The sequence below is a fragment of the Pseudonocardia sp. ICBG601 genome (assembly GCF_020496245.1).
In genome coordinates this window covers 2,809,567-2,822,872 of record NZ_JAHLJA010000148.1, presented here as the reverse complement: position 1 = coordinate 2,822,872, position 13,306 = coordinate 2,809,567, and the positions used below count along the sequence as shown (strand labels likewise).

12 protein-coding genes are annotated in these 13,306 nt (G+C 76.8%); 4 read left to right on the top strand and 8 right to left on the bottom strand.

Annotation, left to right across the window (positions count from 1 at the left end; genetic code table 11):
* Positions 1-83 precede the first annotated feature (83 nt).
* Both KPL57_RS42925 and KPL57_RS42920 read left to right on the top strand, forming a co-directional pair.
* Positions 84-2,036, top strand: a complete 1,953-nt coding sequence (locus KPL57_RS42925) for a phosphopantetheine-binding protein (protein WP_226356128.1) — start codon at positions 84-86, stop codon at positions 2,034-2,036.
* The gene (locus tag KPL57_RS42920) at positions 2,036-3,070 is read left to right on the top strand and encodes a saccharopine dehydrogenase NADP-binding domain-containing protein (protein WP_226356127.1); all 1,035 of its coding nucleotides are present in this window, start codon (positions 2,036-2,038) and stop codon (positions 3,068-3,070) included. The genes KPL57_RS42925 and KPL57_RS42920 overlap by 1 nt, the downstream gene beginning before the upstream one ends.
* 41 nt (positions 3,071-3,111) lie before the next feature.
* Here the strand turns inward: KPL57_RS42920 and KPL57_RS42915 are convergent, their stop codons facing one another.
* The 3 genes from KPL57_RS42915 to KPL57_RS42905 are packed head-to-tail and all read right to left on the bottom strand — an operon-like array spanning position 3,112 to position 6,168.
* Entirely contained in the window at positions 3,112-4,050 is a 939-nt protein-coding gene (locus tag KPL57_RS42915; RefSeq protein WP_226356126.1) for an NAD(P)/FAD-dependent oxidoreductase, read from the bottom strand.
* Positions 4,047-5,063 (bottom strand): LLM class flavin-dependent oxidoreductase, encoded by a 1,017-nt coding sequence (locus KPL57_RS42910; protein WP_226356125.1) that lies wholly within the window; start codon positions 5,061-5,063, stop codon positions 4,047-4,049. The genes KPL57_RS42915 and KPL57_RS42910 overlap by 4 nt, the downstream gene beginning before the upstream one ends.
* A gap of 22 nt (positions 5,064-5,085) precedes the next feature.
* Positions 5,086-6,168, bottom strand: a complete 1,083-nt coding sequence (locus tag KPL57_RS42905) for a universal stress protein (protein ID WP_226356124.1) — start codon at positions 6,166-6,168, stop codon at positions 5,086-5,088.
* Here KPL57_RS42905 and KPL57_RS42900 point away from each other — a divergent pair.
* The gene (locus KPL57_RS42900) at positions 6,167-6,640 is read left to right on the top strand and encodes a CBS domain-containing protein (RefSeq protein ID WP_226356123.1); all 474 of its coding nucleotides are present in this window, start codon (positions 6,167-6,169) and stop codon (positions 6,638-6,640) included. The genes KPL57_RS42905 and KPL57_RS42900 overlap by 2 nt on opposite strands.
* 162 nt (positions 6,641-6,802) lie before the next feature.
* Entirely contained in the window at positions 6,803-7,114 is a 312-nt protein-coding gene (locus KPL57_RS42895; RefSeq protein ID WP_226356122.1) for a BMC domain-containing protein, read from the top strand.
* A gap of 24 nt (positions 7,115-7,138) precedes the next feature.
* Here KPL57_RS42895 and KPL57_RS42890 read toward each other — a convergent pair whose 3' ends face one another.
* Genes KPL57_RS42890 through eutJ form a run of 5 tightly spaced genes read right to left on the bottom strand, consistent with a single transcriptional unit; the run spans position 7,139 to position 13,304 of the window.
* Positions 7,139-9,307 carry a helix-turn-helix domain-containing protein gene (locus KPL57_RS42890; protein WP_226356121.1) on the bottom strand — a complete coding sequence of 723 codons (2,169 nt, stop codon included), beginning with the start codon at positions 9,305-9,307 and terminating at the stop codon, positions 7,139-7,141.
* Between the two features lie 14 nt (positions 9,308-9,321).
* A complete protein-coding gene (locus KPL57_RS70720; protein ID WP_226356120.1) occupies positions 9,322-10,344 on the bottom strand; it encodes an alcohol dehydrogenase catalytic domain-containing protein in 1,023 nt (340 codons plus the stop codon).
* A 13-nt stretch (positions 10,345-10,357) separates the two neighbouring features.
* On the bottom strand, positions 10,358-11,746 hold the full coding sequence (locus KPL57_RS42880; RefSeq protein WP_226356119.1) for a malate dehydrogenase: 1,389 nt from the start codon (positions 11,744-11,746) through the stop codon (positions 10,358-10,360).
* Positions 11,743-12,378, bottom strand: a complete 636-nt coding sequence (locus KPL57_RS42875) for a BMC domain-containing protein (RefSeq protein ID WP_226356118.1) — start codon at positions 12,376-12,378, stop codon at positions 11,743-11,745. The genes KPL57_RS42880 and KPL57_RS42875 overlap by 4 nt, the downstream gene beginning before the upstream one ends.
* On the bottom strand, positions 12,375-13,304 hold the full coding sequence (gene eutJ, locus KPL57_RS42870; protein WP_226356117.1) for an ethanolamine utilization protein EutJ: 930 nt from the start codon (positions 13,302-13,304) through the stop codon (positions 12,375-12,377). The genes KPL57_RS42875 and eutJ overlap by 4 nt, the downstream gene beginning before the upstream one ends.
* Positions 13,305-13,306 lie beyond the last annotated feature (2 nt).

The following is a 13,306-nucleotide window of genomic DNA, read 5'->3' as shown; positions in this document are numbered from 1 at the left end:
GACACGGGTGGGTGACGAGCTCGGCGCCGCAGCGACTCTCGCCTTATTGAGTCTGATTGTCAATATCGTCTACGGTCTCCGGTATGACCGCCCCACCGACCGCCGACCACACCGCCGAGATCACGACCGTCTGGTCCGAACTGCTCGACCTGCCACCCGCCGAGATCCCCGACGACGTGGGCTTCCTCGTCCTGGGCGGTGACTCGGTGCTGGCGGTGCGCATGTCGGCGCTGATCCGGCAGCGCCTCGGCGTCGCGCTCGGCCTGGCCGAGGTCCGGGTGGACACGACCGTCGGCGAGATCGCCGCACTCGTCGCCGATCGGGTGAGCGATCCGTCGGCCGGGTCACTGCCCGCGATCACCCGCCGTCGCGCCGACCCGCACGCCCCGTTCGCGCTGCTGCCGCTGCAGCAGGGCTACTTCGTCGGCCAGCAGGACGGCTGGGAGCTGTCCTACGCCTCGGCGCACTACTACGTCGACTACCCCCTCGACGGCATCGACGGCGACGAGGCGGCGGAGGCCCTCACCGACGCCCTGGAGCGGCTGGCCCGGCGCCAGCCCGGCCTGCGCGCCCGGGTCGACGCCGACGGCCGCCAGTACGTGCTGCCCACCGGCGCGCCGGGGGCGCTGCCGGCCCCGACCGTGCTGGACCTGCGCGACGCCGCACCGGAGGAGATCGACGCCCGGCTCGCCGCGCTGCGGGACCTGATGAACGTCAGCGGGCCCGACCCGGTGTCCGGCCCCGGCCTGGACATCCGGCTGACGCTGCTGCCCGGCGACGCCGGTCTGCTGCACGGCGCGTTCAGCCTGCTGCTCTTCGACGGCTGGTCGGCCGGCGTGCTCACCCGCGAGCTGCTGGCACTCGCCCAGGACTGGAACGCGGTGCTCGACCCCCTGGAGATCGACCCCGGCGACTACGTCGAGGCGGTCGGGGCGCTGCGCGGCACCCGCGGCCGGACCGCCGACCGCGACTGGTGGTGGGAGCGGATCGACGCGCTGCCCGCCCCGCCCGCGCTGCCGCTGGTCGTCGACCCGCAGGAGGTCACCCCGACCGTCATGCAGCACCGCGAGTTCCGGCTCGACCCGGCCCGCTGGGCGGCGCTGCGCGCGGCCTGCCGCGACCAGCGGGTCACCCCGGCGACGGCGCTGCTCACGGCGTTCTCCGTCGTGCTGGCCCGCTGGTCGGGACACCGGCGGATGCTGCTCAACTCGCTGCAGACCGGACGCCTGCCGCTGCACCCCGACGTGCACCGCATGATCGGCGGCTTCGCCACCACCATGCTGCTGCCGGTCGTCCCGGAGACCGGGGCGTCGTTCGCCGAGCTGGCCCGGTCCGTGCAGCGGACCTTCGCCGAGCACGCCGCGCACACGCTCGTCCCGGGCGTCGAGGTGGCCCGGGAGGTCGGGCGCCGGCGCGGCACCCACCGCCCGGTGGCACCGGTGGTGTTCCAGTCCACGATCGGGATGGACGCCGCGATGGGCAGCCCGCTGCCGAGCGAGGCCGGGCCGCTGGGCCGGGTGCGCGCCGGGGACTACACCCACCACCTGCGCACCCCGCAGGTGGCGCTGGAGACCCGCTGCTTCGAGATCGACGAGCAGCTCGTCCTGGTGTTCTCCCTGGTCGCGGAGCTGTTCGTCGACGACGAGGTGACGGCCGCGTTCGCCGAGCTGGTCGAGCTCGCGACGGCGCTGGCCGACGGACCCGGCTGGGACGCCGTGCCGGAGCTGCCCGAGGCCCTCGACCCCGTCCCCGGGGAGGGGCTGCGCATCGGCGCGCTGCCCGGGACCGGTCGCACGCACGCTCCCGGCCCGCCCGCGGACGGCGCGGAGCAGGCGGTGGCCGAGGTGTTCGAGGACTTCCTGGAGATCCCGGTGCTGGACCGCACCGTGCACTTCTTCACCGCGGGCGGCGACTCGCTGCTCGCGATCCGGGTGCTGGCCCGCCTCGCCGCCGAGCTGGACCACCCGGTGCCGGTACGGGCCTTCCTCGCCGACCCGACGGTCGCCGGGGTCGCGGCGGCCGGACGGGCGTCCTGATGGCCGGGGCCCCCCGTCCGCTGGTCGCCGTGCTGGGCGCCTCGGGGGCGACCGGGCGGGCCGCGGCGCGACGGCTGGCCGCGACGGGCCGGGGCCGGGTGCGGCTGCGGCTCGGGGCCCGCGACGCGGCCGCGCTCGCCGCACCGGCGGCCGAGCTCGGGGCCGAGGCCGTGCGCGTCGACGCGGGCGACGCCGACGCCCTGGCCGGGTTCTGCGCCGGCGCGGCCGTCGTCGTGCAGTGCGCGGGACCGTCGCTGCGGCTCACCCCGGCCGTGCTGGCGGCGGCGCTCGCCGCGGGGGCCCACCTCGTCGACCCGGCCGGCGACCTGGACCCGTTCCCGACCGGCGACCGCTCGGTCGTGCTGGGTACGGGGGTGGTGCCCGGACTGTCGGGGCTCCTGCCGCGTCTGCTCCCGCCGGGGGCCCGGCGGCTGGACCTCTACGCCGGTGGCGCCGACCGGCTGACCCCGGCCGCGGCGGCGGACGTGCTGCTGTCGGTCCCGCCCCGTTACGGGCTGCCCCGGGCGCTGTGGCGCGACGGCGGACCCGTCGAGGCCGCGCTGGCGGTGCAGCCCGCGGTGTCGCTGCCGGGCTTCGACGGTCCGGTGCACGCCGTGCCGCTGCTCACCGCCGAGGCGCAGCGCCTGGCCGCGGACACCGGTGCGGCGCAGCTGCGGGCCTACTCGGTGTTCCCGGGGCCGGGGCTGCCGGACACCCTCGCGTCGGCCTGGGCGTCGGGCGACCCGCTGGCGCACGTCGACGCCGTCATCGCCGCCGCCGACGCCGACGTGGCCGCGCACGGCGTCGCCATCACGCTGCTCGCCTCGGCGCGCTACGCCGACGGCGCACGCCGCGTGCTGCTGCGGTCCACCGACTCGCTCGCCCTGACCGGCGCGTTCACCGCGCTCGCCGTCACCGACGTGCTGGCGGGCCGGGTCCCGCCCGGGGTCGGCCGGGCCGCCGAGGTGCTCGACCCGGTGACGACGGCCGCCCGGCTGTCCGCCGACCCCTCGGTGGACGAGCTGCGGTACTGACCCGGGTGCCCCGGGCCGGCGCCCGGGGCACCCGGCGGGGCTCACCCCTGGCCGGGGGCGACCGGCAGACCGGTCCGGAACAGCTCCTGCTCCAGCCACACCGCCGCGGCGACGCCGTTCCCGGCGCCCACGCTCACCAGCGTCACGCCGTCGGGCAGCCCGGGCTGCCGGGCCGCGTCGCCGGCGGCGGAGACCCCCGGGACCGAGGTCCGGCCGCACTCGTCGACGGCGATCGCGCCGTCGTCGAGCACGGTCGCGCCGAGGCTTCCGGCCAGCACGGTGCCGGGACGGGTCGGGGCGCGGTGGTAGATGCCGTCGCGGGCGAGGGTGGTGCCGTCGGCGAAGCGCAGCTCGAGCGCGCCCAGGTCTCCCTCGATCGCCGTGATCGGGGACTCCACGACCCGCACCCCGCGCGCCTCCAGGTTCGCCGCGACCCAGCCGGGCAGCTCGGCGGGGCCGTGGGTGGCGAGGACGACGTCGTCGCTGAACCGGTCCCGCACGTAGGCGGCGAGCATCCCGGCCAGGCCGTTGCCGATCACCACGAGCGCCATGCCGGTGGTCTCGTAGCCGTGGCAGAACGGGCAGTGGAACACCGAGCCGCCCCACCGCTGCGCCAGCCCGGGCACGTCGAGCGGCTCGTCGACCTGGCCGCCGGCCAGCAGCAGCCGCCGCGCCCGTACGACGGTGCCGTCGTCGAGGTCGAGGGTGAAGTCGTCGAGGGCGCCGCGGACGCCGGTGACCCGGCCCGCCCGGCGGGTCACCGTCGGGTAGGCGTCGACCTCGGCGCGGCCGTCGGCGAGCAGCTGCGCCGGGTCCGCGCCGTCGCGGCCGAGGTACATGTGCATCTCGGCGGCCGGGGCGTTGCGCGGCTCGCCGGCGTCGACGAGCAGGACGCGACGCCGCTGGCGGCCGAGCACGAGGGTCGCCGACAGGCCCGCGGGCCCACCGCCGACGACCACCACGTCGTAGGTGTCGTTCACGGGTTCTCCAGTTCCTTCCGGACGGCGGGCAGCACCTCGGTCGCGAGGCGTTCCACGTTGGCGAGCACCGCGTCGCGCTCACCGGAGGACTCGACGTGCAGCAGCACCCGTCCGGCCCCGCTCCCCCGGACCAGGTCGACGAGCCGGCGGACACACAGCTCGGGCGGACCGATCGGCTGGCGGGCGAGGATGCCCGCGGCCAGCTCGTCGGGGGTGGGCCGCGGGCCGCCGTACTCCTCGACCATCACGTACTCGGCGTAGCCGGAGGCGAACACCGGCGCCAGCCGCTCGTGGACGACCCGTTCGGCCTCGGCGACCGAGTCGGTGACATGGGCCAGGGCCGCGGTGCCGTGCACCGGCCGCGCCGCGGTGAGCTGCTCGTAGTCGGCGACCAGCCGGGCCTGCTCGTCGGCGGTCTGGGAGAAGAAGAACAGCATCGGCAGGCCGTGCCGGGCGGCGAGCTCCACCCCGGTGGCCGAGGTCGCGGCCACGTGCACCGGCGGGTGCGGACGCGTGTACGGCTCCGGGCCGGGTGCGACCTCGCGGAACCGGTAGTGCTCGGAGTCGGCGGACACCCGCCCGGTGAAGGAGTCGAGGACGAGGCCGAGCGCCTCGGGCAGCCCGGTGCGCCACCGCTCGATGCCGGTGCCGAGGACCTCGTGGTCCACCACCGGCCCGGCCCGGCCGACGCCGAGGTCGAACCGGCCGCCGGAGAGCTGGTCGAGCAGCGCCGCCTGCTCCGCGACGTGCACCGGCGGGTGCGTCGGCAGGATCGTCACGGCCGTGCCGACCCGCACCCGCCGGGTGCGGCCGAGCAGGAACGCGGCCAGCGTCGTCGCGGAGGGGTTGATCCCGTAGCCGGTCAGGAAGTGGTGCTCGGTGGTCCACACCGACGCGAACCCGTGCGCCTCGGCCGCCTGCGCGACGTCCGCGGCCAGCGCGAACACCTCGGTCGCGCTCTGCCCGGGGAAGCGGTGGGTGAACAGCATGACGCCGAACGAGGGAGGGGCCACGCCTTGACAGTACCGGATGTCATTATCGATTAGGCGGTGCACCGTCCCGCACGACGGCCACGGGCGCCCCGGCGTGGTGCAGCACCGCCTGCGCGACCGAGCCGAGGACCAGGCCCGACAGCGGCCCCCGCCCGCGCGTCCCCACGACGACCAGCCCGGCGCCGTCGGACGCACCGGTCAGCACCGCCGAGGGCGACCCGTGCACGACCCGGGTCCGGACCTCCACGGTGGGGAACTCCTCGGACAGCGGGGCGACGGCACGCTCCAGTTCCTCGGCCTCCTCCCGTTCCACCGCCTCCGGGTCCAGCAGCAGCGCCACCGCGGGGTCCGTCGCCGGGTCGCACCAGGCACGCACCGCGACCAGCGGCACCTCGCGGCGCGCCGCGACGTCGGCCGCGAAGTCCAGGGCCGCGGCCGCGTCCCCCGAGCCGTCGACGCCCACCACGACCGGACCGGTCGCCGGTGCGCTCCCCCGCACCACGACCAGCGGGCAGCCGGCGGTCGCGGCCAGCGAGACCCCGGTCGACCCCAGCAGCAGGCCCCGGAACCCGCCCCGCCCGCGGTGCCCGACGACGACGGTCGCCGCCCGCTGCGACTCCTCGGCCAGCACCTGCGCGGGGGTCCCCTCGCGCAGCGCGGTCCCGACCGCCCCCAGGGGCAGCGTGTCGGTCGCGACGGCCGCGGCGACCCGCAGGTTCTCCTCCGCGGCGGCCACGGCGGCCTTGCGCCGGTCGTCCCAGGCCCGCGCCCGGGCGCCGGTCGTCACGGGGGTGCCGGGCACCGCCGCGACCAGGCGCAGCGGCCGTCCCCGGCCCGCGACGTCGCGGACCGCCCAGCGGACCGCGTCCAGCGCGGCCTCCGAGCCGTCGACGCCCACGACGTCCGGCAGGTCCCTCGATGTGGTCATGGTGTGCCCCTCTCCTCCGGAGTCCCCACGCTGCCCGGCGCCGGTGCCGGTGGCGTGGGGCGGAGGTCCCGCCGCGCCGGGGCCGGAGGTCACCGGGATCCGGGTCCGGGCCGGTGGTCGCGGCGGGACCTCCGGCCCGTCCCCGCCGGGTCCCTCGCGGCGCAGGCTGACGGCGCCGGTCGACGGAGGGATGACCATGAGCCAGCAGGACAGCCGCGCGGGGTTCCGGCCCGACGCCCCGCCCGAGACCCTCGACGACGACCCGCCGCTGCGGACGGTCGTGTCGCCGCGCCTGGTCGCGGTCACCCCGCAGACACCGGTCCGGACCGCGCTCGACCTGATGCTCGCCCACGACGTCCACCACCTCCCGGTCTTCGCGGGCCCGCGGTGCACCGGCCTGGTGACCGAGTCCGACCTGCTCCGCGGCGTCGCCGCGCAGTGGGGGCCGCTGGGCCGGTCCGTCCTCACCGTCGCCGAGGTGCACGGCCCGGTCACGGTGCTGCCGTCGTCGGCGCCGCTGTCGGCGGCCGCCGCGGCGATGGCGGCGGACGGGCGGGACGCCGTCCTCGTCGCCGACGGGGACCGGATCGACGGCATCGTCACCGCCTCCGACGTCGTCGGGGTGGTCGCGCGCCGGGCGGGCCCGACGACGCCCCGGCCGGCCGGCTGACCCACCTGGGTCCCTCCCAGGAGCGGCCGCGCGGCCGCTCCGCCGGGGACAACCCCCGCCGGTCCCGTTGTCCGGGCGGGACAGCGTGCCCCCCGCCGCACGGACCTACCGTGGGTCGGGCCGACGCAGGCGTCGGTGTCCCGCTCGAGAGGAGACGGCTCCATGTCGGACGCACGACGGGCCGGTGGCGCCCTCGGGATGGTCGAGACCAGGGGCCTGGTCGGGGCGATCGAGGCGGCGGACGCGATGGTGAAGGCCGCCAACGTGGAGGTCGAGGGGTACCGCACCCTGCGCAACGGCCAGGTCTCGGTGCTGGTCCGGGGCGACGTCGGCGCCGTGAACGCCGCGGTCGCGGCCGGGACGGCCGCGGCGGCCCGGGTCGGCGAGCTGTACAGCAGCCACGTCATCCCGCGTCCGCACGAGGAGACCGAGGGCGTCATCGGCGAGGCCGTGCAGCCCACCCGCACCACCTGAGCGGGCGGGCCCCGGCGGCCCGGGTCAGCGGCCCGGGTCGGTGTCCTCCGGGTCGTCGTGCCGGGTGACCTGCAGCAGCCGCAAGGCGAAGTCCGCGCGCATCCGGTCCTCGTGGCGCCCCAGGTCCAGGCCGGTCAGCTTCCGGATCCGCTCCAGCCGGTAGCGCAGGGTCTTGTGGTGGACGAACAGCCGGTCCGCGGCCAGCTTCTGGGAGCAGTCGGCGTCGAAGAACGCGCGCAGCGTGCGGATCAGCGAGCCGTCGTTGTCGCGGTCGTAGTCCAGCAGCGGGCCCGTCACCTCGTCGACGAAGGTCTGCAGGTCGGGGTCGTCGCCCGAGCCGAGCAGCAGCCGCACGATGCCCAGCTCCTCGTACAGGAACACGTCCTGCCCGCCGAAGCGCTTGGCGGCCGACAGCGCGGTGCGGGCCTCGTTCAGCGCGCTCGGCAGGTCGACGGCCTCGTGGTACTCGCGGCTGATCCCCCACCGCAGGCGCAGCTCCGGGAGCTCGGAGTGCACGGCCCCGGAGAACGCGTTCACCAGGTTCTTCGCGCCGATGCGGTCCAGGTCGGCGGCGACGGCCACGAGCAGGTCGCCCCGCAGGCTGGCCAGGGACAGGCCGCGGCCGTGCAGGGTGCGGACGATCCGCAGGACCCTGCGCCGGACCCGGTCGACCTGTGAGGTGTCCCAGCCGTGCTGGGCGGTGAGGACCTCGACGTTCTCGATCCGGCCGTGCAGCACCCGCAGCCCGCCGGTCAGGGCGATGCCGAGGTGCTGGGCGCGGGTGCGCGCGGCGAGGCGGTGCTCGACCGAGCCCTGCAGCAGGTCCCAGAGCACCTGCTCGGCGGCCTCGGCCCGGGCCCGGCCCACCGCCCGTTCGCGCATCAGCGCCAGCGAGCAGGCCATCGCCACCTGCCCGGCGACGGCCGCCAGGAGGTCCTGCGACGGTCCGCACCGGGCGAACAGCACCTGGCCGACCTGGTCGCCGTCGGCGTAGACGGGGTGCGCCAGCGAGGCCCGGTCCTCCGGCGTCGGCACGATCTCCCCGCCGCGGGTCGGCACCGACGCGGGCAGCCGGGAGACCAGGTCCCGGGCCCGGTGGCCCGCCACCCGCGCACCGTCGGGACCGTAGACCGCGACCTCGCAGCCCAGCTCGGTCGCGACGGTACGGGTGACCGCGGGCAGACCGCCACCGCCGACGACGATGCGCAGCAGCTCCTGCTGCAGCCGCGACGCCCGGTCCAGCAGCGTGTGCTGGTTCTGCAGCGCCTCGTGGGCCCGGCTCAGCTCGGCCGCGGCAGCCACCTGCTCGTCGTGCAGGCGGGCGTTGTCGATGGCGATCGTCGCGAAGTCGGCGAGGGTGACCATCCGGCGCATGTCGCGGTCGGTGAACACCGAGTGCCGGCGCCGCCACACCTCCAGGACGCCGAGGAACTCCCCCTGCAGCTGCAGCGGGACGGCGAGTGCCGACCGGGTCTCCTCCCGTTCGGCGAGGGAGTTGAAGTCGTCGCTGATCGTCTCGTCGTCGAGGTAGGAGTCGATCCTGGCGGGTTCCCCGGTGAGGAACACCAGCCCGGCGACGCCCTGACCGCGGCGCATCGTCAGCCGCGCGGTCTGCGTCGCCCGGTTGCCGACGCAGGCGCGCATGCGCACGACGTCGCCCTCGCGGAGCATCACCCCGCAGATGTCGGACTCGAGCAGGCGCAGTGTCTGCTCGGAGACCGTGAGCAGGACCTGGTCGAGGTCGCGGACCGACAGCAGCCGCCGCGACACCTCGCGGACCGCGTCGGCCTCGACCGTCGCCGCGTACTCCTCGTCGTCGGCGCGCGCCCCGGCCAGCTGCAACGACATCCAGACCCGGGCCTGCCGGAGGAGCCCGACGGGCTCCGGGGCGAGCCGGACCTCGGGGTCCCAGCACAGCGCGGCGGCGCCGTCCGGCCCGACGATCCGGCCGGACCGGGCTTCGGCCGCCGACGGGCCGCCCGGCGGGAGACCCGCCATCCCGACCCCGGAGCCGGCGAGCACCTGCCACCGGCCGTCCCGCCAGGCCGCGACGGTCATCGAGGTGCCCGCCAGCAGGGTCGCCGCGCCGACGAGCAGCTCGGCGGCGGCGTCCGGGGACGGCGGGACGGTGCCCAGGAGCCTGCCGAGGGCGTCGACGCCCGTCGTCGCTCCGACCCGGTCGAGTGTCGTCATCCCACCCCCAGCCGTCAGAACACGATCAGCGACTTCAGCGTACGTCGCTGTGACATCCGCTGATAGGCGTCCGGTGCGTCGGTCAGCGACACCCGGTCCTCCACGAGGACCGTCGGATCGACTGCGCCGCAACGGACGAGGGCGAGGAGCCGGTCGCCGTCGCGCATCAGGTCGCCGATCGCGAACCGGAGCGTGAGCTCGTCGGCGAAGGCCCGTCCGGCGGGCAGGTCCCAGGTGCCGTCGTGCACGCCGACCGACACGACGGTGCCTCGGCGGCGCACCAGCTCGAACGCCGTGCCGAGCCCGCGCGGGCCACCGATCGCGTCGACGACGACGTCGGCGCCCCGCCCGTCGGTCAGCCCGTGTGCCGCCGCGACCGCTTCCTCCGGGGCGACGGCGACCGAGCCCTCCCGGCCCGCGACCGCGCGGCGGGACCCGACCGGCTCGACGAGCAGCACCGCTCCGGCGCCGCAGGCCTGCGCGGCCAGCGCCGTCAGCTGGCCGACCGGGCCACCGCCGACCACCGCGACGGTGTCGCCGGGCTGCAGGTCGGCGCGGCGCACCGCCGCGTAGCCGGTCGCGAGGGTGTCGCCGAGGAAGACGGCCGCGTCGAGGGACACCCCGTCGGGGACGGTCCGGAGCACGGTGTCGGCGTGCGGCACCCGGACCAGCTCCGCCTGCGTGCCGGCCAGCGGCGGGCCGAACGCGGTGCCGGTGCCGAAGAACCGCCGCTCCGCGCACTCCCAGTGGTCACCCCGCCGGCACCACCAGCAGGTGCCGCAGGCGACGAAGTCGGCGCCGACGACGAGGTCGCCGACGCGGTGCCCGCGCACCGCGGTGCCGGTCTCCACGACCTGCCCGACGAACTCGTGGCCGAGCACCGTGCCGGCGGGCAGCCCCTCGTCGTGCGCGAGGAGGTGCAGGTCCGTTCCGCAGACCGCCGATCTGCGGACCTCGACGACCGCGTCGGTCGGCTGCTCGATCCGGGGGTCGGGCACCGGGGCGACGCGCACCGCGCCGTCCCCCGCGTAGGTCACCGCGCGCACGGCGTCAGGCCGCCTCGGCCAGGTCGGCGAGCCGCTCGCGGATCCGGGCCGCGGCCTCGGCCAGCGCCTCCAGCTCGGCGGGCCGCAGGTCGATCGTCACGATCCCGGTCAGGCCGCCGCGGCCCAGCCGGGCCGGGAGCCCGACGTAGACCCCACGGATGCCGTAGCTGCCGTCGGCGAGCACCGCGGCGGGCATGACCTCGCCGGAGTCGGCGGCCATCGCCAGCACCATGCGGGCCGCCGACAGGCCGGGTGCCAGGAAGGCACTGCCCTTCTTCAGCAGCCCGACCACCTCGCCGCCCGAACCCCGGGCCCGCATCACGATCGCGTCGAGGTCGGCCGCGGGGATCGCTGTGCTCAGGGGCCGCCCGTCCGCGGTGGCCCGCGACAGCGGGATGACCATCTCCTCGCCGTGGCTGCCCAGCGCCCAGGCGTCGATCCGGTCGGCGCGGGCGACGCCGGTCAGCGCGGTGAGCGCCTGGAACCGGGCGGTGTCGAGCACCCCGGCCATGCCGAGGACCCGCTCCGAGGGGAATCCCGAGGCCTTCCAGGCGTGCTGGGTCATCTCGTCGAGCGGGTTGGTGACGACGACGATCACCGCTCCCGGCGAGGTCACCGCCACCCGCGCCGCGACGTCACCGACGATGGCGGCGTTCGTGCTGATCAGGTCCGACCGGCTCATCCCGGGGGTGCGCGGCCGGCCCGCGGTGATGACCACGTAGTCGGCCGGGCCGGCCTCCTCGACCGTGCCGACCCCGCGGACCCGGGTGTCGAACCCGGACAGCGCGGCGGTGTGGGTGAGGTCCAGCGCGACGCCCGCGGCCCGGCCGGCGTCGATGTCGACGAGCACGACCTCGGCGAAGACGTCGGCGTCGGCCAGCCGCATCGCGGCGATCATGCCGACGTTGCCCGCGCCGACGACGACCACCCGGCCGGAGCGGCCCGCGCCCGGACGCGACCCGGCACCGCCCGGCCGTACGACGTCCGGCAGCGGCGCACCACGCCGGTACAGCGCACCCGAGGGAGGACGCACCGGGGGCGGCGCCGCCCCCGTGAGGTGCGCGACGGCCGCGGCGGACGGGACCGGCCCGACCGGCGACGGCGGCGGCGTGACCGGGCGGCCGGCCGGCTGCGGTACCGAGGCGACCGGGCGGGGCGGCGGGGGCGCGCCCCCCGGTGGTGCGGCCGGCCGGCCGGCCGCGGCGACCGGGGGTCGTGCCGGTTGCGTGGCGGACGTGCCCGCCGTCCCGGCGGAGGCCTGGCCGGTCACGATCTCCACGCCCAGCTCACGGGCCCGTTCGCGGGCGAGCGGGGTGACGACGTCGCGGGCGGTGACCCGCAGGACCTTCGCCGCGGCGGCGTCGTCGACCTGCGCCGCTCCGATGACGCTCATCGCGCGAGCTCCCGGCCGTGGACGCCCTCCAGCGCGGCGACCGCCGCGTCGCGGGCCGACTGCACCTCGCTCTCGGTCCCGGACAGGAACATCCGGCCGAACCGGCCCACCGCGCGCAGCTCGATGACGGTGATGTTCGCGGCCTTCTCCGCCTCGTTGGCGGCGACCGCGATGTAGGCGGCGGGCGCGACCTCCATGACGAACAGGCTCTGGCCCGGCATCAGCATGGAGCCCTTGCGCCACTTGTTGAGCAGCTGCGCCTGGTAGGGGTGCACGTTGGTGATGAACTGGGTGGAGGCGATCGTCGGCCGGATCCGGTCGGCCTCGGTCATCCCGAGCTCGTCCAGGATCGCCTGGCCGGAGGCGAGCACCTCGGCCTGCTGCTCGGAGTGGATCTCCAGCAGCCCGAACTCGCGCTCGATGATCTGCAGGGCCGGGCGCACACCGGCCGCCTTGAGCGCGATGTCGGCGGCCCGGAACACCTCGTTGCCGGGGGCCATCTCGATGTAGAGCTCGGCCATCCCCGCGAGCGGGACGTCGCCGGGGCTGGTCGCGGCGATGTGCGCCGCGCACTGGGGCTGCATCCGGTCGACGAAGGCATAGGTGCGCAGGGTCGGGGTCCCGTTGCTCATGCGGGCACCTCCGCACGGGCGATACCGATCGGGGTGATGAGCAGGGCGTGCGGATGGGTCACGACGGTTCGCTCCAGGTACGTGGCCAGTACGCGCTGCGCACCGGCGATCATCAGGGCGCCGCCCGCGATGTGCAGCGGCAGGTCCTCGGCGCCCACGGTCAGCGCGCGCACGTTCTCCGCGATGCGCTGCACCCCGGGGACCAGGAGGGGGAACGCCTCGTCCGGGTGGGCCCGCTTGTACGGCTCGGCCTCCTCGACGGCGATGCCCAGGCCCCCGGCCAGCATCAGGTCGAGGTGGTGGCCGCCGCCGGCGCGGTCGTCGAGCGCGACCAGTGCGCCGTCGCGGTAGACCCCGACCCCGGTCGAGCCGCCCCCGACGTCGACGACGACGCCGTCGCGGATCCCGAGCGTGCGCTGCGCCGCCGCGACCTCGTCGACGAGCGCGACCCGGTCGAACCCGGCGGTCTCGCAGACGTAGCTGCAGGCCTTCGCGTCGGCGGCCGGGATGCACGGCGGGTGGGCCGTCGCGACCGGTACGCCGGCGCCCAGCCCGACGCCGAGCCCGGCCTCGGCCCGTTCCCGCAGGCGGCGGACGGTCGCGGTTGCGCGGGCGAAGTCGACGACGACGCCGTCGGCCAGCGCACCCGACGGGGACGCGTCGATCCACACGGGGTGCTCGGTGCCGTCCGGGGCGACCGCGAGGACGACGAGCACGCAGCTGGCCGTCCCGAGGTCGACCCCGGCCCGCAGCGAGGCCGCGGCGGCCAGCGCGGCGGCCGCGGGCCCGTCGGGGGCGCCGTCGCGGGCCACCGACCCGGCGGTGGCGGCCGCCGCGGTGAGCAGCTGGTCCGGCGTCCGGCGCGTCTCGGCGGCGCGCGCCGGACGCCGGCGTCCCGGGCGGCGACCCGCGGTCGCGGTCGCCACGG